Origin of the sequence: Actinoplanes sp. GCM10030250 (assembly GCF_042666575.1) — a bacterium.
Lineage (GTDB): Bacteria > Actinomycetota > Actinomycetes > Mycobacteriales > Micromonosporaceae > Actinoplanes.
In genome coordinates, this window is the sequence record NZ_JBHTDO010000022.1 from 133417 (window position 1) to 157880 (window position 24464).

23 protein-coding genes are annotated in these 24464 nt (G+C 67.6%); 7 read left to right on the forward strand and 16 right to left on the reverse strand.

Going from position 1 to position 24464, the window contains the following annotated elements:
* Positions 1–6: 6 nt before the first annotated feature.
* Positions 7–429, reverse strand: coding sequence for a type II toxin-antitoxin system VapC family toxin (locus ACFQV6_RS26290; RefSeq protein ID WP_378030286.1), 423 nt, complete (start codon positions 427–429; stop codon positions 7–9).
* Complete coding sequence (locus tag ACFQV6_RS26295) at positions 429–674, reverse strand: Arc family DNA-binding protein (protein ID WP_378030250.1); 246 nt, start codon at positions 672–674, stop codon at positions 429–431. The genes ACFQV6_RS26290 and ACFQV6_RS26295 overlap by 1 nt, the downstream gene beginning before the upstream one ends.
* Before the next feature lie 1035 nt (positions 675–1709).
* On the opposite strand from ACFQV6_RS26295, the gene ACFQV6_RS26300 reads away from it, so the two are divergent.
* From ACFQV6_RS26300 to ACFQV6_RS26310, 3 genes are all read left to right on the forward strand, one after another.
* Positions 1710–2606, forward strand: a complete 897-nt coding sequence (locus ACFQV6_RS26300) for a hypothetical protein (protein ID WP_378030251.1) — start codon at positions 1710–1712, stop codon at positions 2604–2606.
* A gap of 157 nt (positions 2607–2763) precedes the next feature.
* Complete coding sequence (locus ACFQV6_RS26305) at positions 2764–3069, forward strand: hypothetical protein (protein ID WP_378030252.1); 306 nt, start codon at positions 2764–2766, stop codon at positions 3067–3069.
* A gap of 885 nt (positions 3070–3954) precedes the next feature.
* On the forward strand, positions 3955–7425 hold the full coding sequence (locus ACFQV6_RS26310; protein WP_378030253.1) for a ThuA domain-containing protein: 3471 nt from the start codon (positions 3955–3957) through the stop codon (positions 7423–7425).
* 400 nt (positions 7426–7825) lie between these two features.
* Here the strand turns inward: ACFQV6_RS26310 and ACFQV6_RS26315 are convergent, their stop codons facing one another.
* Positions 7826–8167 carry a Txe/YoeB family addiction module toxin gene (locus ACFQV6_RS26315; RefSeq protein ID WP_378030254.1) on the reverse strand — a complete coding sequence of 114 codons (342 nt, stop codon included), beginning with the start codon at positions 8165–8167 and terminating at the stop codon, positions 7826–7828.
* On the reverse strand, positions 8094–8381 hold the full coding sequence (locus ACFQV6_RS26320) for a type II toxin-antitoxin system Phd/YefM family antitoxin (protein ID WP_378030255.1): 288 nt from the start codon (positions 8379–8381) through the stop codon (positions 8094–8096). The genes ACFQV6_RS26315 and ACFQV6_RS26320 overlap by 74 nt, the downstream gene beginning before the upstream one ends.
* A 236-nt stretch (positions 8382–8617) precedes the next feature.
* Between ACFQV6_RS26320 and ACFQV6_RS26325 the strand changes: the two genes are divergently transcribed.
* The 3 genes from ACFQV6_RS26325 to ACFQV6_RS26335 all read left to right on the forward strand — a co-directional run bounded on the left by ACFQV6_RS26325 (position 8618) and on the right by ACFQV6_RS26335 (position 9957).
* A complete protein-coding gene (locus ACFQV6_RS26325; RefSeq protein ID WP_378030256.1) occupies positions 8618–9067 on the forward strand; it encodes a hypothetical protein in 450 nt (149 codons plus the stop codon).
* Positions 9068–9301: 234 nt separating this feature from the next.
* Positions 9302–9568 (forward strand): hypothetical protein, encoded by a 267-nt coding sequence (locus ACFQV6_RS26330; protein ID WP_378030257.1) that lies wholly within the window; start codon positions 9302–9304, stop codon positions 9566–9568.
* An 11-nt stretch (positions 9569–9579) separates the two neighbouring features.
* Positions 9580–9957, forward strand: coding sequence for a type II toxin-antitoxin system VapC family toxin (locus ACFQV6_RS26335; protein ID WP_378030258.1), 378 nt, complete (start codon positions 9580–9582; stop codon positions 9955–9957).
* A 219-nt stretch (positions 9958–10176) separates the two neighbouring features.
* Here ACFQV6_RS26335 and ACFQV6_RS26340 read toward each other — a convergent pair whose 3' ends face one another.
* The 12 genes from ACFQV6_RS26340 to ACFQV6_RS26395 all read right to left on the reverse strand — a co-directional run bounded on the left by ACFQV6_RS26340 (position 10177) and on the right by ACFQV6_RS26395 (position 21919).
* Complete coding sequence (locus ACFQV6_RS26340) at positions 10177–10650, reverse strand: UPF0158 family protein (protein WP_378030259.1); 474 nt, start codon at positions 10648–10650, stop codon at positions 10177–10179.
* Between the two features lie 363 nt (positions 10651–11013).
* Positions 11014–11973 (reverse strand): pectinesterase family protein, encoded by a 960-nt coding sequence (locus ACFQV6_RS26345; RefSeq protein ID WP_378030287.1) that lies wholly within the window; start codon positions 11971–11973, stop codon positions 11014–11016.
* A gap of 415 nt (positions 11974–12388) precedes the next feature.
* The gene (locus ACFQV6_RS26350) at positions 12389–12595 is read right to left on the reverse strand and encodes a hypothetical protein (protein ID WP_378030260.1); all 207 of its coding nucleotides are present in this window, start codon (positions 12593–12595) and stop codon (positions 12389–12391) included.
* Positions 12596–12669: 74 nt separating this feature from the next.
* Positions 12670–13731, reverse strand: a complete 1062-nt coding sequence (locus ACFQV6_RS26355; protein ID WP_378030261.1) for an LLM class flavin-dependent oxidoreductase — start codon at positions 13729–13731, stop codon at positions 12670–12672.
* Entirely contained in the window at positions 13728–14759 is a 1032-nt protein-coding gene (locus ACFQV6_RS26360) for an aldo/keto reductase (RefSeq protein ID WP_378030288.1), read from the reverse strand. Before ACFQV6_RS26360 ends, ACFQV6_RS26355 begins: the two co-directional genes overlap by 4 nt.
* A 2-nt stretch (positions 14760–14761) precedes the next feature.
* Positions 14762–16090, reverse strand: coding sequence for an LLM class flavin-dependent oxidoreductase (locus ACFQV6_RS26365; protein WP_378030262.1), 1329 nt, complete (start codon positions 16088–16090; stop codon positions 14762–14764).
* Positions 16087–17418 carry an LLM class flavin-dependent oxidoreductase gene (locus tag ACFQV6_RS26370; protein WP_378030263.1) on the reverse strand — a complete coding sequence of 444 codons (1332 nt, stop codon included), beginning with the start codon at positions 17416–17418 and terminating at the stop codon, positions 16087–16089. The genes ACFQV6_RS26365 and ACFQV6_RS26370 overlap by 4 nt, the downstream gene beginning before the upstream one ends.
* Positions 17415–18155, reverse strand: a complete 741-nt coding sequence (locus tag ACFQV6_RS26375) for an ABC transporter ATP-binding protein (protein WP_378030264.1) — start codon at positions 18153–18155, stop codon at positions 17415–17417. The genes ACFQV6_RS26370 and ACFQV6_RS26375 overlap by 4 nt, the downstream gene beginning before the upstream one ends.
* Positions 18131–18970 carry an ABC transporter permease gene (locus ACFQV6_RS26380; protein WP_378030265.1) on the reverse strand — a complete coding sequence of 280 codons (840 nt, stop codon included), beginning with the start codon at positions 18968–18970 and terminating at the stop codon, positions 18131–18133. The genes ACFQV6_RS26375 and ACFQV6_RS26380 overlap by 25 nt, the downstream gene beginning before the upstream one ends.
* Entirely contained in the window at positions 18967–20022 is a 1056-nt protein-coding gene (locus tag ACFQV6_RS26385; RefSeq protein ID WP_378030266.1) for an ABC transporter substrate-binding protein, read from the reverse strand. Before ACFQV6_RS26385 ends, ACFQV6_RS26380 begins: the two co-directional genes overlap by 4 nt.
* 50 nt (positions 20023–20072) lie before the next feature.
* Positions 20073–20567 (reverse strand): flavin reductase family protein, encoded by a 495-nt coding sequence (locus tag ACFQV6_RS26390; RefSeq protein WP_378030267.1) that lies wholly within the window; start codon positions 20565–20567, stop codon positions 20073–20075.
* Positions 20568–20719: 152 nt separating this feature from the next.
* Positions 20720–21919, reverse strand: a complete 1200-nt coding sequence (locus ACFQV6_RS26395) for an ROK family protein (protein WP_378030268.1) — start codon at positions 21917–21919, stop codon at positions 20720–20722.
* A 212-nt stretch (positions 21920–22131) separates the two neighbouring features.
* Between ACFQV6_RS26395 and ACFQV6_RS26400 the strand changes: the two genes are divergently transcribed.
* Complete coding sequence (locus tag ACFQV6_RS26400; RefSeq protein WP_378030269.1) at positions 22132–24243, forward strand: helicase-associated domain-containing protein; 2112 nt, start codon at positions 22132–22134, stop codon at positions 24241–24243.
* Positions 24244–24464: the final 221 nt, after the last annotated feature.

Here is a 24464-nt window from a genome sequence, read left to right on the forward strand (position 1 = left end):
CACCGATCATTTGGCCGGCTGCCATGGATCAAGAAGGCCGATGCCGGTGTCGACGAAGTCTCTGGTGTTCCGGGTCGCCAGAGACGCCGCTTGCGAGCGGCAGATGGCGGCGATCTGAGCGTCGAACCCGCTGATCGGGTTGCCCTGTTGCTCCCGGCTCGCGACGATGTCGGCGTAGGCGCTGGCGGAGGCGAGGTCGAAGGGCAGAACCTGGCGAGGGAAAGCCGCAAAGATCTCGTCGGCCGCCTGATGCAGCGATTGCCGCCGACGGCCCTCCGGCAGGCGCGCGATGCCGTATCGGATCTCGGCGATGGTGACCGCGGTCGTATACAAGCCGTAACCGGAACTGCGTTGCATCCAGGCGAGCACCGCCGGAGCTGGCTCGGGCCGCATGAGTTCGGAGACCACGTTGGTGTCGAGGACGATCATCACTCCGGCAGACTCGCAGCCCGGGGCATGGTGGTACGTGCCGGCAGGTCGAAGTCGGCGCCGCCGAGCTGGGCGAACCGTTCCGTGAGAGCGCTGAACAGATCGGTTCGTGGCGCATCATCAGTGACGGCGGTGGTCAGGATGGCACGGATCTCGGCCTCCATGGAACGGCCGTTACGGGCAGCGCGAAGACGCAACTTCTCCTTCACCACATCGTCGAGATCTCTGATGCTGAGAGCCGCCACGGAACCTCCTTCAACGGCAGAAGTGATAGCAATGCTAGCGCACCGATCGGGCATGTCGCGCCGCCACGAGCGCCCCTCTCGGGCGCGCCAGCCCCGTCACGGCTCGGCCTGGATGTGGCGTGAAATGGCCAAACGTACCGGTAGCGGGGTGCCCGGAACACCGATGGCGTGGTTCGCATGGTGCAACGTCCGGCCCACTTTATTTGCCTGGGGGCGACCCCCAGACCCCACGTTATGGTGGGCGCGGTCGGTGGTCCGGTCACGCCTTCGTCGGGGTCGCGTCCTTCGGCCGATCCACTCACCGGGCTATCTAGTGGCTTCTTGCGGCGAGCCAGGTCAAAGCTTGCTGGGCGGCCTTGTGGTTGGGCCGAGGGTCTGTTCCTCGAGACCGCGACGGATCCGGCCGCGGCTGCGGTGGCGGGTTACCTCCTTCTGCGGTTGAGTGCGCTGGACCGGCTGTGGAACTGGCCGGGCCACGACCTTCCTGGGCTCCAGCCCGGCCGGACCGTCCGAGGTGCCGGTGTACGACCTGCCCACCTCCCGAAGAGGGCTCGCCATCGTCTACGACGTGCGGGTCACCGATCTCGTGACATTGGGGCCTGATCGAACCTGATGTGGCCCTCTCGATCGGCGGATTCCCCCTTCAGTTTCCGGCCGAGGCCCACCTGACCGCAGAGGGACGAGTCCGACTACCTGACGTTCGTGAGTTCACCGACCTGGTGGCGGCGGCCGCGGCAGCCACCGGTCTGGACATCTGGCACTTCTGGCACTTCTGGCAATCGGAGCACTCCGGCCCTCTGTCATCCGCCAGAGAGCGGGCACGGCGTGGCCAACTCGCCTGAGCACTCGTAACCACCCGTGCATGACGCGCCTGGCTCATCGGACCCGCCAGGGCACGGTGACGGTCCAGGTGAGTGGCCCCGGGAGTTTCGTTAAAGAAGCTTTAAGGAACGCTTGCTCAGCGTCATGAACTGCCGCCACATCGTTGCTCGTATATCTCGGCACAAGCAGTGCCGAGACGAAGAGGAGCCGTGCATGTATCGACGCGGAGTCAGCAGCCGGACGCGCAAGCTGGTGAGTGGAGGTGCCGCCGCAGCGCTGCTCGCCTTGGCGCTCGCGGTCGGCACGGGGATGGGCCAGGCCGCCGAGTCCGGAGCCAGCTCCGGTGACATTAACGCTTTGGTGCCGGCGTTGGGTTTCAGCCCGGGCAATCCGAACGCGACGGCCGACCGCGTGGGCCCTACCGGGGTAAACGTTCCCGGTCGCTGCCCACCCACTCAAGCCCAAGTGAACGCGCAGGTAGCGCTCAAGAATGCGAGCCTTCCGAGTGGAACGGACCTTGAAAGTCGCATCCAGCGTTTTGAAAAGACCTTGTCGGCGATTCAAGACTTGAAATGCCCCGCATCTTCCACGACTTTGCTGGGCCGCTTGAATTCCTTGACCGCGCTGCGCGGAAACGCGGACCGCGATAACATCCTGCGTGGTTTGGATTTGAACGAAACGCCAGCGGATAAAGCCGCCGCCACAGGATCCGGTGACGCGGCCGCGAGTGGAGCGACGGGGAACGCCGGAGCCAGCTCCGGTAACGTTAACGCTTTGGTGCCGGCGTTGGGTTTCAGCCCGGGCAATCCGAACGCGACGGCCGACCGCGTGGGCCCTACCGGGGTAAACGTTCCCGGTCGCTGCCCACCCACTCAAGCCCAAGTGAACGCGCAGGTAGCGCTCAAGAATGCCAGCCTTCCCAGTGGAACGGACCTTGAAAGTCGCATCCAGCGTTTTGAAAAGACCTTGTCGGCGATTCAAGACTTGAAATGCCCCGCATCTTCCACGACTTTGCTGGGCCGCTTGAATTCCTTGACCGCGCTGCGCGGAAACGCGGACCGCGATAACATCCTGCGTGGTTTGGATTTGAACGAAACGCCAGCGGGATAAAGCCGCAGGGAATGCGGCGCCGCAAACGCGCCAGCGAACAAACGGCGCCGCGGACAACGGCAACCTGATCCTTCGCGGATCCTGATCCACCGCACGGAACCGCCTCGCCGGAGGCCCTCGCACCACAGGGGGTCTCCGGCGCGTCCGTGTGTGGGCCATGCGCGCGGTGATCTTCGGCTACTTCATATTTCGCAGCCACCGCCGCAACGCTGTCCCCAGCGACATCGCGCCCACCGACGCCCCCGTCCCCACCGCCGATCGCCATGATCGCAGCCATTCTGTCGCCCATGAGCCGACCGAGCGACCGCATTCCCGCAGCGCCACAGCGACGCCGCAGCGGCGGCCCGGCAACCAGCCGCCGGGCATCGCCCCACTGCAATCGATGATCTTCGTGGTGTGGAGAAAGGGTCCTGACGGTAAGCCGCTAAGAACCGGCGAAACCGTGCATCTGTGGGACCGCTAGGAGTGCTCAGCGGGGCCCCGACTGTGGCGTGAGCAGGTCAAACGTTCTGGCAGCGGATGCCCGGGAACGGTGGTCGGGCGGTTCGCATGGTGCAACGTTCGGCCCCCTTTGATCTTGCATGCCAGAGGCCCACGATGCGATGAGCGCGCCGGTTGGTCCGCTGACGGCGGTAGTTGGTCGACCTCCAAGCCTCAGAGTTTGGGCCACGACGCCGGACGGGCCTGTACCCAACTGAGCCGAATGGCGGGCATGGCCGCCCTGCCGACCGCCCTCAGCGGCGGACGCCGGTCCCGGCTTGTCCTCTTCATGCGATCGGCCGGGACGGCGCGATGGCTCCTCGAAGGGGATCGAGGGACGGGATCCAGGTGCTTTCGGGGAAGCGCTTCCCGGCCGGCGAGAGATCCGGATATCGCGGTGCCTGAACGGGCAGACATGGCAGGCATTCGCTGGCGCACGCCTTTTGCCGACAATGGATCATCGGGGGACCCGCGTCGACCAGGACATCTTCGACTGAGCGCCCGGTCGATCACCGCTGCGCGCTTCTCGACCGGGGCGAACTTCGGCAGTCGGATTCTCATGGGTGTCGATGAAACCGTTGTGAGGCGATGACGAATCTGTTAACTTTTCCACATCTTGGAGAGAGCGCTCTCCGAGGGGTTGAGGTCGAAGCCGCCACGTTCACCGACCCACCGCCTCGCCCCTATCGCGGCGCCGCACGAGCCTTCACCGAGGCGCGACGTGTCGACGACCCCCCACCGCCGGGACAGACGTGACACCGCGATGTGCGTCCCCGGCCCTCCCCGCGGAGTCGCATTCCGCGGCCACATTCGAGACGTGATCGGCGTACGTCTCGGCTGCTTCCTCACGAGAGGTACCCAACCGATCATGATTCGCAGAGTGCTGCTGATCGTCGCTCTTGTACTGGCCGGGACGGGCGTCAACGTCGCCCCGGCATTCGCGGCCGACTTCTCGGTCCTGATCTTCAGCAAAACCGTGGGGTTCCGGCATGACTCGATCCCCGCAGGAATCACCGCGATCCAGCAACTGGGCGCGCAGAACAACTTCACGGTCGAGGCGACCGAGGACGCCGCCCAGTTCACTGATACGAACCTGGCCAGGTTCAGGGCGGTCATCTGGCTGTCCACGACCGGCGACGTGCTCAACGCGACCCAGCAGGCCGCGTTCGAGCGCTACGTCCGCGCCGGCGGCGGCTATGTCGGCGTGCACGCCGCTTCCGACACCGAGTACGACTGGCCCTGGTACGGCAACGTCGTCGGCGCGTACTTCTCCGGCCATCCGGCGATCCAGCCGGCCACCGTCCGCATCGAGGACACCGCCCACCCGTCCAACGCGGGCATTCCGGTGAACTGGAACCGAACCGACGAGTGGTACAACTACCGCACCAACCCTCGCTCCCAGGTGCACGTCCTCGCGAACCTCAACGAGGCCACCTACACCGGTGGCACCATGAACGGCGACCATCCGATCTCGTGGTGCCGGCCCTACGACGGCGGCCGCTCCTGGTACACCGGCCTCGGCCACACCCAGGAGAGCTACACCGAGGCCAACTTCCGCACCCACCTGCTCGGCGGGATCAAGTACGCCGCGCAGAACATCGGCAACTGTTCGGTGCAGGCTCCCGGCGGCACGTTCAGCCAGGTGAACCTGGCCAAGGGCGTGGCGGAGACCGGTGAGCCGATGGGCCTCACCGTGCTGCCCAACCGGGGCGTGCTGCACACCTCGCGCAACGGCGTCATCCGGTACACCGACGTCAACGGCAACACCAAGGTAGCCCTGACGCTGCCGGTCTACAGCCACGATGAGGAGGGTCTGCAGAGCATCAAGGCCGACCCGAACTTCGCCAGCAACCGCTGGGTGTACGTCTACTACGCGCCACCGCTCAGCACGCCGGGCGGCGACGCTCCGTCCACCGGCACGGCGGCGCAGTTCGCCCCGTTCAACGGCTCCAACAAGCTGGCCCGGCTCACCGTGCGGGACGACAACACGATCGACCCGGCCTCAATGGTGACGATCCTCGATGTGCCGACCAGCCGTGGGCTGTGCTGCCACGTCGGCGGTGATATCGACTTCGACGCCGCCGGCAACCTGTACCTGTCCACCGGTGACGACACCAACCCGTTCGACTCGGCCGGTTTCGCGCCGATCGACGAGCGGGCCGACCGCAACCCCGCCTACGACGCGCAGCGCACCTCGGCCAACAGCAACGACCTGCGCGGGAAGGTCCTGCGGATCAAGCCGGGTGCGACGGGCGGCTACACCGTCCCGGCGGGCAACATGTTCGCCCCGGGCACGGCGAACACCAGGCCGGAGGTCTACGCCATGGGCTTCCGTAACCCGTTCAAGATGAGCGTCGACAAGGCCACCGGGGTCGTCTACCTCGGTGACTACGGCCCCGACGCGGGCTCGGCCGACCTGCAGCGCGGGCCGGCGGGCACCGTCTCGTTCGAGCGGATCACCCAGCCGGGCTTCTACGGCTGGCCGTACTGCTCCAACTACAACACCCCCTACCAGGAGTTCACGTTCCCCAGCGGGCCGTCGTCCGGTCCGTACGACTGTGCCGGTGGGCCGACGAACAACTCGCGGAACAACACCGGCATCACCAAACTGCCGCCGTCTCAGGCGGCCTGGCTGCCCTACGGCGGGCAGGGGCCCTGGCGGCCCGAGCTGGGCGGGGGCGGGCCCATGGCCGGTCCGGTCTACAACTTCAATCCGGCATTGGCCTCTGACGTCAAGTTCCCGGCGTCCTACAACGGGAAGGCCTTCCTCGGCGAGTTCACCAGTCGCTGGATCAAGGCGGTCACCCTGAACGCCAACGGCACGGCCGGCGCGATCGAGCCGATCCCATGGTCCGGAACCGCGATCATGGACATGGAGTTCGGTCCTGACGGCGCCCTGTATGTGCTCGACTACGGCACCACCTGGTTCGGCGGCGACGAGAACTCGGCTCTTTACCGGATCGAGTACAACACCGGCGCCAACCGGGCGCCGATCGCACAGATCGCCGCCACCCCGTCCTCCGGCGCCGCGCCGCTGGCCGTGCAGTTCAGCTCGGCGGGCAGCAACGACCCGGACGGCGACCCGATCACGTACGCCTGGGACTTCACCAGTAACGGCAGCACCGACTCCACGGCGGCCAACCCGACGTTCACCTATCCGGCGAACGGTGAATACACCGCGACGCTGACGGTACGGGACAGCGGCGGCAAAACCTCGACGGCCAGTACTGTCGTCGGGGTCGGCCGGCCATCCATCCAGTTGATCACACCGGCCGACGGATCGGTGTTCCAGTACGGTGACCTGGTGCCGTTCGAGGTGCGGGTCACCGATCCGAACGCCGGCACCGTCGACTGCAGCCGCGTCGTGGTCAACTACATCCTGGGGCACGACAGTCACGGTCACCCGATCACCAGCAAGACCGGCTGCACCGGATCGGTCCAGACCACCGTGGACGGTGAGCACGACGCAAGCGCGAACATCTTCGGGGCGATCGCCGCCGTGTACACCCCGGTCAGCGGGGTCGCGGTCCAGGACCAGCACGTGCTGCAGCCGCGGACCCGGCAGGCCGAGCACTTCAGCACCATGAACGGCGTCCAGGTCGCCGCCAAGGCCAGCGCCCACGGCGGCAACGCCATCGGCTACATCGAGAACGGCGACTGGATCTCCTTCACGCCGTACAACCTGGCCGGCGTCACCGGCATCAAAGCGCGGGTCGCCTCGGCCGGCGTCGGTGGCACACTGACTGTGCGGGCCGACTCGCCGACCGGCCCGGTGGCCGGCACGGTGCAGGTCGCCCCGACCGGTGGGTGGGAGACGTGGGCCGACGTCACCGGGACGATCAACCCACCGACCGGTACGCGCCAGCTGTACCTGGTGTTCACCGGCGGCGCGGGATCGCTGTTCGACATCGACGACTTCACGTTCACCTCCGGCGGCACGACGCAACCGCCGTCGGAGAACCTGGCGTTGAACAAGCCGGTGACGGCGTCGAGCACAGAATCCGGCAGCTTCCCGGCCTCGGCCGCGGTGGACGGATCGCTGACCAGCAGGTGGGCGAGTGCCTTCGCCGACCCGCAGTGGATCCAGGTGGATCTCGGTCAGTCGTACCCGATCAATCGGGTCAAGCTGACCTGGGAGGCGGCCTACGGCTCGGGATACCAGATCCAGACGTCGGCGAACGGGACGACCTGGACCACGGTCCGGACGGTCACCGGCGGCGACGGTGGGGTGGACGACAACACCGCGCTGGCCGCAACCGGCCGTTACGTGCGGATCAACGGTACGGCCCGTGCCACCGCCTGGGGCTACTCGCTGTTCGAGTTCGAGGTCTACAGCTGATCGGGTAGACCGCGCACGACAGGGCGCGAGGACCTTCGACGGTCCCCGCGCTCTGTCTGTCCCGGCCATCGCTGCATGACGGGCGGCTTCCCTCAGGCGGCCGGCCTGGTCTCCGGCCTGGTAGCGCAGCCGTCCGAGGTGGCTGAAGGCGGGTCTGAATCAGGCTAACGGTCTGGTCGAATACCCCTTGAACCCGCCAAACGTCCCGGCAGTGGATCGCCAGCGATGATCGGGTGGTTCGCATGGTGCAACTCCGGCCCACTTTGATCTTGCATGCGAACCGCCGGGCCCCTGATGAAGGGCGATGGCTTGCATGCCGTGCACCCTCGTGCGCGGGCGGGGAAAGGCTGAACGCCGCGACCGCCGATCCGATTAGGCGGGATGCTGGGGTGAGCCGCTGCTACTTGTCGAGGTAGTGGCCGTGGCAGGCGGCGATTTCCAGGTCGCCGCCACGGACGCGGTAGATGAGCCGGTGTTCGTCGTTGATGCGGCGGGACGACCAGCCAGAGAGCGGGCCTTTCAGCAGTTCGGGCTTGCCGAGACCGGTTCCGTGTGGATCCCGTTGAACGTCGAGGATCAGTTTGCTGATGCGGCGGCCATCTTCACGTCTCGGCGTAACCAGCCGTCGTAGTCCTCCCCTGCGTTGGGAGTGAAAACGATACGCAAGCTCATAAGGCTTCCTTGCCGCGTTTCGGCGAGGGGGGCCTCGAGTCGAGCGGATGCTCCTCGAGCAGGCCGGCATCGGCCTGGGCGATGCTCTCCAGCAGGCGGCGGGCGTTCGAGGCGGAACCGAGAACATGCAGCGTCTCGTTCATGGCGTTCCACTCGTCGAGCGAAACCATGACGACGGCCTTGCCGCCGCCGCGGGGGATGATGCACTCCTCGGCATCATCGATCACCGCATCGACCACGGCGGCGAGGTTCTTGCGAACGTCGCTGATGGTCAGCACCTTCATCTTGGCCCCCAATAAAGCATAATGTACGTCTGAACGTACACTGAATGGTACGTCAAGGTTGCAGGTGTCGGTGGGGATGGGCACCTACCTGGCCGGATGGACACGGTCGGCGGTTCGCCTGGGTCTGGCGTCGGCATGGGTGGCTCGAGGCTCGGTCCGCGGCAGTTGACCGACCTGGTGATGGAACAGGCTGTTCGGGATCGCCTGTTCGCGACCTTGCTGCTGGGGAAGCGGGGATGCTCGTTCCGGTCGACGAGTCGGCCCTGGCCGGCTTTCAGGCCGTCATCCGCGAGGTGTCGAACGTGACCACCGGCACCAGGTGGGAGATCGCCGATGCGGAGGACGCCGGCCGTCGCCTGGTCGCCGAGGTCGCGATCCTGTGCGCGTATCCCGTGGTGCCGGCCATGCTCGATCTGATCGAGCAGGCCATCGCCGCCTGGGATGAACTGGCCATCCATCTGATCGATGCCTACCACGCGCGTCGTATCGATCCTGAGGAGATCAGCGAGCCTCTGGTCGATGCGCACCGGGATCTGTGCGAGCGGCTCGACCTTGACTCGGAGGAGATAGCTGCACGTCTCGAGCGGCTGCTCGACCGCTGCCACCACGACACCGTCGACCCCGCCGTGTACTCGGAGCTTCTCGGTGACGCTGCGGATCCGGTCGGTCGTTACTCACGTCGGTAGCCGGAGGGCCGTTCCTCGACTTTTCGATGGGCCGGCCGACGACCCTGAAGCGTGCCGACGTAGGAAGCGGCCGTTCGGCATTCAGGACGGGGCATTCCGCGCGCCGAAGACGCAGGCCGTGGTGTAGTCACGCGGTTGCGCCAGAACCGCCATCGTTGCTGATGGTTACGGCTGCTCCTGTTGCATCGTCAGTCAGCCTGATGGGAGGCTGCCATACACGAGTATGGTGATCCTATGGCGGTAAAGAAGGTGACGGTGACGCTCCCGGAAGAGCTGGTCGAGGCCCTCGGGTCGGCGGCACGTGAGGACGGGGTTCCGTTGTCGCGGCTGGTGGCGAGTGCTGCGGAGAGTGAGCTCCGGCGCCGGGTGGGCCGGAAGGCCGTCGCGGACTGGCAGGCCGAGCATGGGGCGTTCACGCTTGAGGAGCTCGCCGCAGCGCGGGCTGAGATGGCTGCGGCGGACGCGGAGGCTTTTGATGTCTCCGGGCCGGCGGCGGCGTGAGTATTCCGTACGTGTACGACGCCGGTGTGCTGCTGGCGATCGACGGCAATGATCGGCGGATATGGGTCATCCATCATCTGGCGCTCGAAGAAGGGCGCCGTCTGCTCGTTCCCGCCGTCGTCGTGGCCCAGGCCTGGCGTGATGCCCGTCGTCAGGTACAGCTCGGAAGGTTTCTGCACAGCTGTGAGGTGCTCCCGGTAGGGATGGAGACGGCAAAAACGGCTGGGGTGCTGTGCGGTAAGGCGGGGACCCGTGACGTCATCGACGCCACGGTGGTAACGGTGGCGCTGGCGTACGGGGCGATCGTGTTCACCAGCGATCCGGACGACATCACGCACCTGGGCGCCGCGGCCGAGGTCAAACCGGGATTGGTCGTACGCCGAGTGTGACCTTGACGACTCAGGATCTGCGGCTAGCGCGTCTCGATGCTGCCACTGGCCCGTGAGCTGGTCAAACGACCAGGAAGCGGGTGGCCGGGGACGGCCGTGGTGTGGTTCGCATGGTGCAACGTCCGGCCCCACAACTCCATCCGTGAACGCTGTCCGCATCGCGGCACCCGCCGAATTCGGGGATCCGAACGATGGACGTGAGCCGGAGTACCGATGAAGTCAGGGCACCGGTGGATCGGGATGCTCGGCGAAGAAGCGGTCCGCGGCGGCACTGCGGATCAGCGATTCGTCCAGTAGCCATTCGACGGCCCGGCGGGCGGCCCGGGTGTCGCGGAAGTCGTACCAGGGCTGCAAGAGGTGTGGGTATTCCTCATTGAGCTCGATCTTGAACCGCCGGAACGCGCCGCGACCGGTGATCGCGCGGACAAGACGACGAGATGCTCGATCGTCGCTGACGAGGTCGATGAAATCCGCCATGTCCTGGTACCAGACGTACGACGGCAGGGGCCTGATCACGGGAAGATCCAAATCGTCGAGGTCGACGGGGTTCGTGCCGTCGATCCCACCTTCCCGGGTCCACAGGACGATCTTTCCGGTGCCCGGGTCGAGCAGATGCCGATGCTCGTCGTAGAGGTTCTGGTCCGACAATGCGAACGCGATCTCGTCGAGGTCGAATCGCTCGATCTCCAGCATTACTCCTCCGTTCCGTGCCCTACGCCGGTCACCCGCCCGGCCTTCCAGCGATCATCACGGTGGCGATACGGCGGTTGGCGTCGGCGGGGCCGAAACGTATGGGATCGAAGTCGGCGCCCTGCTCCAGGTCCAGTCATCGTCGTAGCTCGTTGTGATCAGGATGGTGTGGGTCGGCGAGCCGGCTCGGGCCCCATGAGATCGACCTGGGACGTCGCCCCGGTCTGGACGCCGCCAAGGCGGCTCGCCGCGACTCAATTCTGCCCGGAACGGTCCGCTTCCCGCCAAGTCGAACCCCGCCACGTACCCAAGACAAGCCCGGGGGGTGCCGATGCGGCACCCCCCGGGCTCGGGAGAAGGCGGCTGTCAGCCGGTCGGGTTCCAGCTGTCGGAGCCGGCCAGGTACTTCTGCGGGGTGTAGTTGGCGGCGGTCGAGGCGCTCATCTGCGGGCGATTGCTGTTGGTGGTCGCGCCGGAGCCGGTGTTCTTGTATTCGAAGAACCGGGCGTTTTTCCACGAGTTGCTGGACATGTCGATCCACGGCTGTCCGGTCGCGATGGTGGCACTGAGCGACGACTCGCGGAACAGCACCTGCGCGGTCGGGCCCCACGGGCGGCCGAGTTGGGTGGTGTTGTTGGTCGCGCCGGTGATCGTGCTCTTGTAGATCAGGAAGCCGTATGTGTTGCCGGAGGGCGTCCTGGCCGCTGTCAGCGGGCCGCCGGTGGAGCGCTTCTGGTAGATCGAGGTCGCGTTGAAGACCGCGGTGGCGTCGCCGAAGATGAAGTCGACGGTGCCCTCGACGTACGAGTTGGTGATGTACTGGCGTTGGGTGTTGGCCAGCAGTGTGTCCTGGTTGCCGAGGAACCGGACATTCTTGTAGATGCCCTTGTCGCCGTTCATGTTGATCGCGACGGCCTGGCTACCCGTACCGTAGTCGTTCGAGAATGTCAGGTTCGTGGCGATGAACTCCTTCGCGGCGACCGTCACCGTGGCGCTGCCGAAAGTGCCGTAGCCGCCGGCGTTGCTGCGGTTGTTGACGATCACCACGTTGCTCGGTCCGGAGCCCGTGCCGTTCAGCGTGATGTACGGCTTGTTCGACGGGATGCTGACGATCTCCCGGTACGTGCCGGCCTTGATATTTATCGTGGCGCGGCTGGAATTGTTGGCGGCGACTGCGTTCACCGCAGCCTGCACGGTCTTGTACTGGCCGGTGCCGTCGGCCGCGACGGTCAGCGTGGTGGCGGCCTCGGAGGACAGCGCGGTCACGCCGACGAAGGCGACGGTGCCGCTGACGACGACGGCGAGCGCCGTCGACCACTTGATCATTCTGGTCAAAGCATTCTCCTGGTGGGGATGCGGGCGGGGGACGGTGCGCGCCGCATGACCGCCGCAGGCGCGTGGCGGGGGGAAACGCCTCGCACCGGACAGTGCCGTTCGCGGCGGTGGCTCGCGCGGCACCATCGTTCGGCGGCATCGGCAGGCCGTCGCTGGCCGAGGATTCCCAGGCCTCAAGGCCACTGCGCGACGGCTACGCATGCGAACCATACGGCGGCCGATCGACGAATGTCTATCAATGCAAATAAATGCAACAAGGTCGGCATTCTGCGCGGTCACGCGAGCAAGCGGGGGTGGACCTTGACCAATATGCCTGCCCGGGGGATCCGGCGACGACGGCACGAAAGTTGGTCGGCCACCGCTGACTCCGACCACTTGACGACCGGCGGAGCCGATCGCTCGTCCGTCAGCCGGCGGCGGTCGCCTCGGCTTTGCGGGCGGCCTCGCGACGACGGCGGATCGGCCAGCTCACGGCCCCCAGGAGCACCAGTGCTCCGCCCAGGGAACCCCAGATGTAGGGCGCGGTCTCCTGATTCGACTTGGTCTGGTCGTAGGTCCGATCGGAGGAGCCGGTCGAGTCGCTGACCTTTCGGCAGGTGTCGCCCTGTTCCATCGTCGGCTTCGTCAGTTCCTCGGCCTCCAGCCTGGTCGCCCGCCGGACCTGACGGTCCCGGCGGGCGAGGCCGGTCAGACGGCGGGGACCGGTTCGCGGAGGCGGTGGATCAGGGCGTCGCCGACCCGGGCCGTCTCCCGCTGGTAGGGGGTGTCGGAGAGGACGAAGTGCGTGATGCCCAGGTCGGCGTACTTGCGCAGGGCGGCGGCCACGTCATCGGCGGAGCCGACCAGCCAGGTCGTACCGGCGCCGCCCCCGCCGTAGCGGCCGGGCGCGGTGTAGAGGCAGGAGTCCAGGATGTCGCCCCGGGCGGCCAGGTCGAGCAGGCGCTGCTGGCCGACCGCGGGACGGCGCAGCGGATCGGGCGAGGCCGAGTGGGCGGCCATGTCGGCGACCTTCGCCTCGGCGTCGCGCCACGCCTCTTCCGTGGTGTCGCGGACCAGCGTGGTGATGCGCAGGCCGAACTCCAGCGGCGGCAGGTCCCGGTCGAGGTCGCCGCTCAACCGGCGGAGGCGGGCGACGCGGTCGGCCACGCCTTCCAGGGGCTCACCCCAGAAGAGCTGCACGTCGGCTTCGGTGGCGGCGACCTTTTCGGCGGCGGGGGAGGCGCCTCCGAAATAAAGACGAGGACCTTTACCGTACGGCTGGGGCGCCACCGTGGAATCGGTGACGCTGAAGTGCTCCCCCTCGTACGACACCTGCTCCTCTGTCCACAGGCGGCGCGCAATGCGCATGAATTCCCTGGTCCGCGCGTATCGGTGCGCCTGATCGCCTTCGACGTCGCCGTAGGCGGCCAGGTTGTCCTTTCCGCTCACGATGTTGATCAGTAGCCGGCCGCCGGAGAGCCGGTCCAGCGTGGCCGCGGCGCTCGCGAAGTGCGCGGGCTGCCAGTAGCCGGGCCGGATGGCGGCGAGCGGCTGGAATGTGGTGGTCCGGGCGGCCAGCGCGGTGGCGACTGTGAACGTGTCGGGCCGGCCCCATCCGGTACCGATCAACGCCCCCGACCAGCCGTGTCGCTCGGCAGTCAGGGCGAGTTCGACGCTGTGGTCGAGGGTGCCGTAGCCGTCGACGGCGTCGTCACCGCGATGGCCGGGGTCGACCGTGTTCGGGATGTACCACAGGAAGGTGGGGCTCATGCGGCGCTCCGGCGACGGCGCGACAGGTCGGTGATTGCCGGCGGGTGGTAGCCCTGGTCCCGCGACGACAGGGTGACGCCGGGCGGCACTATTTTGTCGATCTCGTCGAGGACGTCCCGGGACAGCCGGATCTGGGCGGCACCGAGCTGACCTTCGAGCTGTTCGAACGTGCGCGGGCCGATGATGGGGGCAGTGATGGCCGGATGCTCGAGGACGAAGCCGAGTGCCAGGTGGATCAGTGACAGGCCGGACTGTTCGGCGAGCAGCGCCAGGGCCTCGACGGCGGCGAGTTTGCCCGCGTTGGACGGTTCGTCGATCTCGAACCGGCCGGGTTGGCGGCCACCGCGGCTGGTGGACGGCTGGGCGGCGCCGACGCGGTACTTTCCGGTCAGCCAGCCACCCGCGAGGGGGCTCCACGGGATGACGGCCAGGCCGTACTTCGCGGCGATGGGCAGGACTTCGCGCTCGATGCCGCGTGCCAGGATGGAGTACGGCGGCTGCTCGGCGACGACTCGTTCCCGGCTGCGACGCTCTGAGATCCACTGGCCTTCGACGATCGCGGACGGCTCGAACGTGGACGTACCGATGTAGCGGACCTTGCCCTGGTGCACGAGATCGGAGAGCGCGCCGAGAGTGTCGTCGAAGTCGGTGTCCTCCTCCGGGCGGTGCACCTGGTACAGGTCGATGTGGTCGGTTTGCAGGCGGCGCAGGCTGTCCTCGACCGCGCGGGCGATCCAGCGGCGGGAGTTGCCGAAGTGGTTCGGGTTCTCGCCGATCTGCCCGTGGAACTTCGTCGCGAGGAACACGTCATCGCGGCGGCCGAGCAGGGCCTTGCCGACGATCGCTTCGGATTCGCCCTGGCTGTAGACGTCGGCGGTGTCGACCAGGTTGATCCCGGCGTCGAGTGCGCGATGGATGATCCGGATGCTGTCGTCGTGGTCGGTGTTGCCGCGCGAGCCGAACATCATGGTGCCGAGCGCGAGGGCGCTGACCTTGACACCGGTACGACCGAACGGGCGAAGCGGAATGCTCATCGGGATGCCAGTTCCAAACTGTTGGCGGGGCGGGGGAGTCCGTAGTGCTCACGCAGGGTGGCGCCGGTGTACTCGGTGCGGAACAGGCCGCGTTCCTGCAGAATCGGCACGACCTTGGCCGCGAACGCCTCGATCCCGGACGGCAGGACCGCGGGCATGATGTTGAAGCCGTCGGCCGCGCCGTTCTCGAAGTACTCCTGGATCGTGTCGGCGACCTGCACCGGAGTGCCGGTGAACGTCCGATGCCCACGACCCCCGCCGAGTTTGCCGATCAGCTGCCGCACGGTCAGGTTGTCCCGCCGGGCCCAGTCCACGATCAGCGTCCGCCGGCTCTTGTGCCCTTCGATCTCCTCCTCGGCGGGTAGGTCGGTGGGCAGCGGCTCGTCCAGTTTCAGCCGCTCGGCGTCCACGCCGAGCACCGTCGCCAGGGTTCCGATCGCGTGTTCGGGCGCGATCAGGCGCTCCAGTTCGGCGTCGAGCTCACGAGCCTGTGCCACGGTGTCGCCGATGACCGGCACGATCCCGGGCAGGATGACCACATGGTCAGGGTCGCGGCCGGCCGCCACGGCCCGGCGCTTCAGGTCGGCGTAGAAGGCCTGGCTCTCCACCAGTGTCGGCTGTGCCACGAAGATCGCCTCAGCCCACTTGGCGGCGAACTCCTTGCCGTTCTCCGATGAGCCGGCCTGCACGAGCAGCGGATATCCCTGCGGTGAGCGCGGCACGTTGAGCGGCCCGTCGACCCGGAAGTACTCGCCGTGGTGGCCGACGGCGCGCACCCGGTCCCGCAGCGCGTGCACACCCGACTCTTTGTCGGCGATCACCGCGTCGTCGGTCCAGCTGTCCCACAGTTTCGTCGACACCTGAAGGAACTCGTCGGCCCGCTCGTACCGGGTCTTGTGCAGCGGCTGGTCGTCGAGCCCGAAGTTGCGGGCGGCCGCGTCCCCGGCGGTGGTCACGATGTTCCACCCGGCGCGGCCTCCCGACAGGTGGTCCAGCGAGGCGAACCGGCGGGCGAGATTGAAGGGCTCGTTGTACGAGGTGGAAGCCGTCGCGATCAGCCCGATGTGCCGTGTCGATGCCGCGAGCGCGGCCAGAAGCAGGGTCGGCTCCAGCTTGCCGGACGGCCGGCGCGCCGGATCGCTCCACAGCACCGGGCTGTCTGCCAGGAACACCGAGTCGAACTTGGCGTCCTCGGCCACCCGGGTCAGGTGCTGGTGGGCGGCGAGCGACAGGTTGGAGTACGGGTCCGACTCGGGGAGCCGCCACGAAGCTTCGTGGTGCCCGGTGTCGTGCAGGAACAGGTTGAAGTGCAGTTGCCGGGTCATACCGAACTCAGCTCCAGGCTGTTGGCGGGACGGGTCAGGCCGTAGTGGTCACGCAGGGTCGTGCCGGTGTACTCGGTGCGGAAGCGGCCGCGTTCCTGCAAGATCGGGACTACCTTGTCGACGAAGGCGACCAGTCCGGACGGCAGAACGGCGGGCATGATGTTGAAGCCGTCGGCGGCGCCGTCGTCGAACCACTCCTCGATGGCGTCGGCGACCTGGACCGGGGTGCCGGTGAACGTGCGGTGCCCGCGGCCACCGCCGAGACGGCCGATCAGCTGGCGTACGGTCAGGTTCTCCCGTTTCGCCAGGTCGACAATCAGGGTGAACCGGCTCTTCGCGCCCTCGATCTCGTCCTCTGTGGGCAGCAGGTCCACCGGCAGTGGCTCGTCGAGTTTCAGTAGCTCCGGGTCGAGGTCGAAACGTTCGGCGAGCTGCCGGCGGGCGTACTCCGGGCTGATCAGGCGGTCCAGATCGGCTTCCAGCTCGCGGGCCTCGGCTGGGGTGTCGCCGATCACCGGCACGATTCCGGGGAGGATTTTGATGCTGTCCGGATCACGGCCCAGTTCGGCCGTACGCCGCTTGAGGTCTTGATAGAACGCCTGCCCTTCCGCCAGCGTCTGCTGCGCGGTGAAGACCGCCTCCGCCCAGCGGGCGGCGAATTCCCGGCCGTCCTGCGACGAGCCGGCCTGCACGAGCAGCGGATAGCCCTGGGGGGAACGCGGCACGTTCAGCGGTCCATCGACTCGGAAGTAGCGTCCGTGGTGGTTGATCGCCCGAACCTTGGCGGCGTCGGCGTGGACGCCCCTTCCCTTGTCGGCGAGGACCGCGTCGTCGGCCCAGCTGTCCCACAGTTTTGTGGCGACTTCGACGAACTCGGCCGCCCGCTCGTAGCGGTCCCGGTGCGCGGGCACGTCGTCCAGGCCGAAGTTGCGAGCCGCGTCGGCACCCGCGGTGGTGACGATGTTCCAGCCCGCCCGGCCCTCGGACACGTGGTCGACCGAGGCCAAACGGCGGGCCAGGTTGTACGGCTCGTTGTACGACGTCGAGGCCGTCGCGATCAGCCCGATCCGTTCGGTGACCACGGCCAGCGCCGTGAGCAGGACCGTCGGCTCCAGCTTGCCGGCCGGCCGCCGGCCGGGATCGCCCTGCAGAACCGGGCTGTCGGCGAAGAAGATCGAGTCGAGTTTCCCGCGTTCGGCGATCCTGGCCAGTTCCTGGAAATGCTTCACGTTCCAGCTGGCGTACGGGTCCGACTCGGGTAGCCGCCACGACGCCTCGTGGTGGCCGACACTCATCAGGAATGCGTTGAGGTGCATCTTCCGGGTCATCGCCGGCCCTCCTCGTCAACGCCGAGCCGGTCCAGCAGCAGCGTCCGCAGCGCGGCGAACCCGGCGTCCGAGCGGGACCGGTTCACCAGATCCACCCGCACGTCGGCGTCGACGACGCCCGCGTCCAGCAGGATCACCCGGTCGGCCAGCACGATCGCCTCGTCGACGTCGTGCGTGACCAGCAGCACCGCGGGCCGGTGCGTCTCGCACAGCTTGCGCAGCAGGGCGTGCATCCGGATCCGGGTCAGCGCGTCGAGAGCGCCGAACGGCTCGTCGGCCAGCAGCAGCTGCGGCTCCCGAACCAGCGACCGGGCCAACGCGGCCCGTTGCTGCTCGCCACCGGACAGCTGATAAGGCCAGGCCCGTTCCCGGCCGGCCAGCCCGACCTCGGCCAGGGCCTTCGCGCCGCGTTCCCGGGCGTCGGCGCCACGCAGCCCGAAGATCACGTTGTCGAGGATCCGTTTCCACGGCAGCAGCCGGGAGTCCTGGAACACCACCGACACCGCGCCGGGCACGGTGATCTGCCCGTACCCGTCGACGTCGCGGTCCAGGCCGGCCAGCGCCCGCAGCAGAGTGCTCTTGCCGGTGCCGGATCGGCCGATCAGCGCCACGAACTCGCCGGGGGCGATGTCCAGGTCCAGCCCGTTGAGGACGCCACCGTCCTTGTTGAAAGAACGATGCAGATTTCGTACGCGGACCGCCTGGTCGGTGGTCAGCCCTCGAGCGTCTGTCGCCATGCCAGCACCTTCCTTGCCGTGAGCCGGACCGCGCTGTCGGCGCAGTATCCGAAGACGCCGTAGATGACGAGGCCGACCACGATCACGTCGGTCTGGCCGTACTGCTCGGCGAGGCTGATCATGTGGCCGATGCCGGCGACCGCGTTGTACTGCTCGACGACCACCAGGCCCAGCAGCGCCGATGTGACCGCGAACCGCATGCCGAGCAGGAACCCGGGCAGTGCTCCCGGCAGTACCACGTGCCGGACGAAGTCGCCGCGGCTGATCCCGATCGTCTCGGCCAGCTCGGCGTACTTGCCGTCGATGCCGCGCAACCCGTTGTGGGTGTGGATGTAGATGGGGACCAGGCTGATCAGCGCAATCGTGATGATCTTCATCTCCTGGCCGATGCCGAACCAGGCGATGAACAGCGGGATGATGGCCAGTGTCGGCACCGACCGTTTGATCTGGATCGGACCGTCGATCACCGACTCACCGGCTCGCGACAGCCCGGAGATCACCGCCAGGACCGCGCCGGTCACCACGCCGAGGGTCAGGCCGATGACCGCACGTTCCAGTGAGGACAGGATGTTGCCGAGCAGGTCGTGGTTGACCCACTGGTCCTCGAACGCCACGGCTACGTCCCACGGGGCCGACAGGATCGCCGGTTTGATCACGCCGGTCACGGAGCCCGCCGACCAGACCGCCAGGGCGAGCAGCGGGCCGATCCAGAACGCGAAACGGATGCGACGGCCGGGGCCGAGCCTGCGGCGTACGACCCGAGCGTCGGTCTTGTCGTCGATCTTCGGTGTCGTGGCGTGCAGGGCGGCGGTCATGCGGCATCACCGGTGACCACCTGAGAACCCGCGGCCTCCGCCTGGACCTTCTCGAACCGGCGGTCGACCAGCGTGTTCACGTCCAGCTTCTCGTGGTTCTGCTCCTTGGCCAGCAGATCGGCGGTCTCTTGCAACCGGACGATCGCCGCGTCCCAGGTGGCCGGGACGGCCTTGTCGCCGGTGATCTCGACGACGGCCTTGGCATCCGCCTCGTTGAGTCCCTGGGTGTCCTCGTAGTAGGCCTTGGCGACCTCGGCGGGGTGGTCGTTGGCCCACAGCAGGGCCTTGGTGCGGACGCCGACGTAGAGCTTCAGCGCCGCCGCCTTGTCCGCGTCCTCGACCGCCGAGGTGAGGCAGTACAGCGTGGACGCGTCGTCGCGGATGCCGGTGCCGATCGAGGTGGCGCCCGGGTACTTCGCCTCGTAGATCTTGACGTTCTGGGCGCCGATCGGCGCGACGTCGACGGACTTGCTGCCGAGCGCGGTCACGTAGGAGTCGCCCGTGCTGGTCAGCTCGACCAGCTGCACGTCCTTCTGGCTCAAGCCCGCCAGCTGTAACACCCGCAGCACCAGTGCGCCCTGGGCCTGCCCGGCGCTGTAGGCGATCTTCTTGCCGCGCAGGTCGGCCAGCGAACTCACCGCCACGCCGGGCGCGACCCCCAGCTTGTAGACCGGGTGATTCAGCGGATCCACGGTGACCGACTGGAACACGATCTTCGTCGAGGTGCCCGTCCATGCGGCGAACAGCGACGGGATGTCCGCGACCGCACTGCAGTCCAGCTTGTCGGCGCGAAACGCCTGGATGCTCTGCGGGCCGCCGCTGATGTTGGCCCACTCCACCTTCAACCCGGCGTCGGTCAGCTCTTTGTCCAGGCCGGCTGCTCCGATGACCGCCTGCAGTTGCGGGTCGCCGAGGCGGAGGGTGGTCCCGCTGGGAACCTTCTCCGGAAGAGCGGCGCTCAGCTCCAGGGTCGCGCCCGCCTCCTCGGTGCCGCACGCCGCCACCGTCAGGGCCAGCATCGCAACCGTGGCCGTTCTCCAAAATGTGATCATGGCTACCTTCTTCACAGAGCGCCTCACGAAAGGTGCTTGATGGAGCGGCTTCACAGAATGTGGAAATCGCCGGCGTGATACAGCAGCGGGGCGCCTTCGGCGGCCAGTTCGATCTCCTCGACCCGGCCGATGATCAGGTGAGATCCGCCGGCCGGGTGGCGATGCTCAATCGAGATCCGTAGCCAGGCCGCCGCGTCGTCCAGGACGGGCTCGCCGGTCGGCAGGCGGCGCCAGCGGGTCGCCCCGCCGAACCGGTCGATGCCGCTGGTGGCGAACCTCCGCGCCAGCTCGGTGTGCCCGGCGCCCAGCAGATGCACGACGGCGGTATCCGCATCCCGCAGATGCGGCCACACCGACGCGGTCGCCGCGATGCTGAACGACAGCAGCGGCGGCTCGGCGGAGAGCGAGGCGAGCGACGTGACGGTGACACCGGCCGCGCCGCGCCCCGCATCGGTCGTCACCACGGCCACACCCGCGGCGTGACGCCGGAATGCCTGACGGAAGATCGCTGCGTCGTACGTGGACCGGGAATCGATGACAGTCATGGACGTCTCCGTTCGAATGCGGAGGAGGGCAGGGCGTTACCAACCCGCGACGGTGCGGGCCGGGCCGGTCGACGCCGTCCTGCAATTCATACTATGCCGCTAGGTTTAGTTGGCAACTAAGGGTCGTGGTGAATTAAGTAATGCCTGCTGGATCAGGGGGAGGCGTACACCTGATCAAGCGCGACAGCGCCGCCGGCGACTGCCAGGACGTTGTCCGGGAAGCTCGACGCATAGACCGTGACCGCCATGTCGGCCCCCGACCACGACGCGTCGGCGGCCTCCGCACGCAACGTCGCGAGGCACTCCGGCAGCCGGTTCGCGCCCGCTTCGGCCACCACAAGGACCTCAGGGTCGAACAGATCGAGTAACAGGCCGGCAGCGCGGCCGACGAGGCGGGCCCGCTCCCGCAGCATCTCGAAAGCCTCGGCGCCGCCCGCTGCGGCCGCGTCAACCAGTGCGTGGATGTCCGGCTGGTCGATCAACCCGGCGGCGAACGCCCGGCGTACCATTGCCCGCTCACCGACAGCCGCCTGCAGGCAGCCCACGCGACCGCAGGAACACGGCTCGAGGCAGCCCTCGACCGGCAGATGAGCGACCGCGCCCGCCGCCGACCGGGGGCCTTGATGGACGACACCGCCGGTGGCGAACGCGACATCGACAACGTTGCCCACGAACAGCTGCACCGCACTCTGGCGTGCCCGTCCGGCCACCCGTCCGAGCAGCTGTTCGGCCCGCAGCAATGCCCGGGAGTTGCTGTCCACCCGCACCGGCAGGCCGGTGGCCTCGCCGAGGGCAGTGCCGACACGGACGTCACGCCAGCCCAGGACCGGGTGCTCGACGACCGTGCCCTTGGCGGCGTCCACCCAGCCGCCGGTGGCCAGTCCCAGACCCAGGATCCGCCGGCGACGGCCGTGCTCCCGCCGTACGGCGTCGATCGTGATGGCGAGCGCGGCGAGGACGCTGTCCGGGTCGCGGCGGCCGTGCGGGTACTGCCGCTGGGCGATCACCCGCCCGCGCAGGTCGAGCAGGGCGACCGTGGCCCGAGGGACCGCAATGTGGACGCCGATGACGCCGACCGTGCCGGACTCGATGTCCAGCGGCACGTGCGGCCGCCCGATCCCCGGCGGCCCGACCGCCTCCGGCGCCTCGCGGACCAGACCCTTTTTCAGCAGGAACGTCGCCACACCGGTCACCGTTGCGGCGGACAGTCTGGTCGCCCGGGCAATCGAACTCCGCGCGATCGGCCCGTGGTCGAGAACGGCGCGCAGCACCGCTGCCGCCGTGTCCGGCGACCGGCGCGACGCGGGCAGTGGCAGGTTGTTGCGCCGGGTGGCGCGTGGCACGCCGATCACGGACCACCCGGGGGAGAGTGGATCATTTTTCGAGGCTATCCCGGCGACCACCCGAAGACGGCGTTACGTTACTGGTTGTTCGACGTTCAGTAACTATTGAGGGCCACGCCATTCCTCCCAGGAGCATCCTCGCCTCGGGATTCCCGCGGAGGCGCTCCCGTCCGGGGGAAGGGTATTCAGCGGACGTCTCGACTGCCGATAGGTTGGCGGGCGTGTCCTCCGTTGCCGGCCTTGCCGCTCACCTGCGAACTCTGACTGAACACGAGATCGCCGGGTTGGTCGCGACCCGGCGTGATGCGACCTTTGAGCCGGTGCCGGCGACGGTTGAGCAGTTGGCCGAACGGCTGCTGCGTCCCTCGTCGATGGCGGGTGCCTGTGCGCTGCTGAACCTGCCGCAACTACAGGTCGGTGAAGCGGCTGCGGCGCTGGGTGACGGGTGCACCGCGGGGCGGTTGGCGGTGCTGCTGGGCGTACCCGAAGATGATCTTGGCTTTGTGGCGGCGCTTCGGCGTCTTGCCGCGCTTGCTCTGGTTTGGCCGCGTGCCGACGGTATTGCTGCCGCGCATCTCGGCGAGATGTGGTCGCATCCGTTGGATCTTGGGCATCGGGCCGCTGACCTGCTTGTCACTCGGAATGTGACGGAGTTGCGAAGGCTGGCGAAGCTGTACGGGATCACGTCCGCCGGGTTGAGTAGTGGTGAGCTGATCACCGCGCTCGCCGGCTGGCTGGCTCGGCCGGAGAATGTGCGCGGGCTGGTGGCCGCGGCGCCCACCAGCATTCGCGATCAGCTTCAGAGCCTTGCGTGGGACTCGGATACTTCGTTCGGCCGGCCGGGAGTTATGTTCGGCTCGGCGGGGATGGTGTTGCCCTGGGCTGTCGATCGTGGGCTGCTCATTCGTTCCAACTGGAGCATGAATGAGATGCCGCGTGAGGTCGCTCTTGCTCTGCGGGATGGTTCGGGTGCCTCTTTCCAGGTTCAGCCGCCGGTCATGGCGCTCAGCCCGATTGAGGCAGCGGTGCAGGAGCGGGAATCAGCGGCCGCGGCGACGGAGACCCTTGCCGCGATCGCCGCTGTTGTGGAAGCGGTCGGTGCCGGCCCGGTTCCGCTTCTGAAAACGGGTGGTCTCGGCGTGCGGGAATTGCGCCGGATCGCCAAGGTGTCCGGGCAGGACGAGGACCGTACCCGGCTGACCATCGAACTGCTCACGGCGAGCGGGCTGATAGAGGCGTCGGAAGCGGGCCTCACACCCGCGACGGAATATGACGCGTTCGCCGCCAGCGATCCCGCCGACCAATTCCTCGAAGTCGTCGAGGATTGGCTGATCATGCCCGCGTCGCCGCTCGCGCCGGCCGATTCACCAGCGCCGTCCGCTCGGATTCTCTGCTGGGACGAGAATGAGGAACTGATTCTGTCCGGACTTCGTGCCGTGACCATGCGAACGCTTGTCGGCGTCGTGCCGGAGGGACAATCCGTCGAACTCGGGGGCCTCGCTGATCGGCTTCGCTGGGAGAGTCCTGTCGTGACCGACCAGGCCGGCGAGGATCTCGATCGGTATGTCACCGGCATCTGGCGGGAGGCGCACCGGCTCGGCCTGCTCGCTCATGGAACGGTGACCACATTCGGCCGTGCCCTGCTCAACGATGGCCCGAATGCCGCCCACGCGCGGGCCGAAGCGATGCTGCCGCGATCCCTCGACTCCGTCGTGCTGCAGAACGACCTCACCGCGGTGGTGACCGGTACTCCATCGGCGGAGCTGCTCAGCCTGCTCGACAGCGCCGCCACACCGGAATCCCGTACCGGGGCGTGGACCTGGCGTTTCTCTCCGGCGAGCGTCCGCGCGGCGCTCGACGCCGGGAACACCCCGGAGGGTCTGATCGCGCGTATCACCGAGGCGGCCGAGGGCGGCCGCGTGCCGCAAACCCTGACATATCTGATCGAGGACGTGGCTCGCAGGCACGGTCGCGTTCAGGTACGCCCAGCTGGTTGCTGCCTGTGCAGCGACGACGAAACCCTGCTCACCGAGATCCTCAACACCCGCTCGCTGCGAAGCTTGTCGCTGGCCCGGCTCGCCCCGACCGTACTCGTCAGCGCGAAACCGCAGGCGGAGACGCTCGCCGGGTTGCGCGCGGCGGGCTACGCGCCGGTCGGCGTCCGTACGGATGGCAGCTTGGCGATCGAGATTCCGCAACGCCGGCGTGCCGCACCTCCGCCGATCGCCGCCGGTGGTGGCGAAATGTTCGCCATGCCGGTCATCGGTGATCCGGCTGAGATGGCAAGGAGTCTGCTCGGCAATCACCACGCCGGGACCACCGAACAGCGGTAGACACCACCGGACATAGCGTCTATCCCTCAGGTTGTCGGCCTCTTTGGCGTGTCGTGCCTTGGCGGCCGGAGACCCTTTGAGGTGACGGTCAGTTCGGTCATCCAGGGTTTCGACAGGCTGGCCGGTGATCGAGGTGATGAGATCGAAGTCCTTATCGACGGCGAGGACGGTAAGTCCTGCTTTCTCGGCCGTGGCCGCGATCAGGAGATCGCGAATCGACG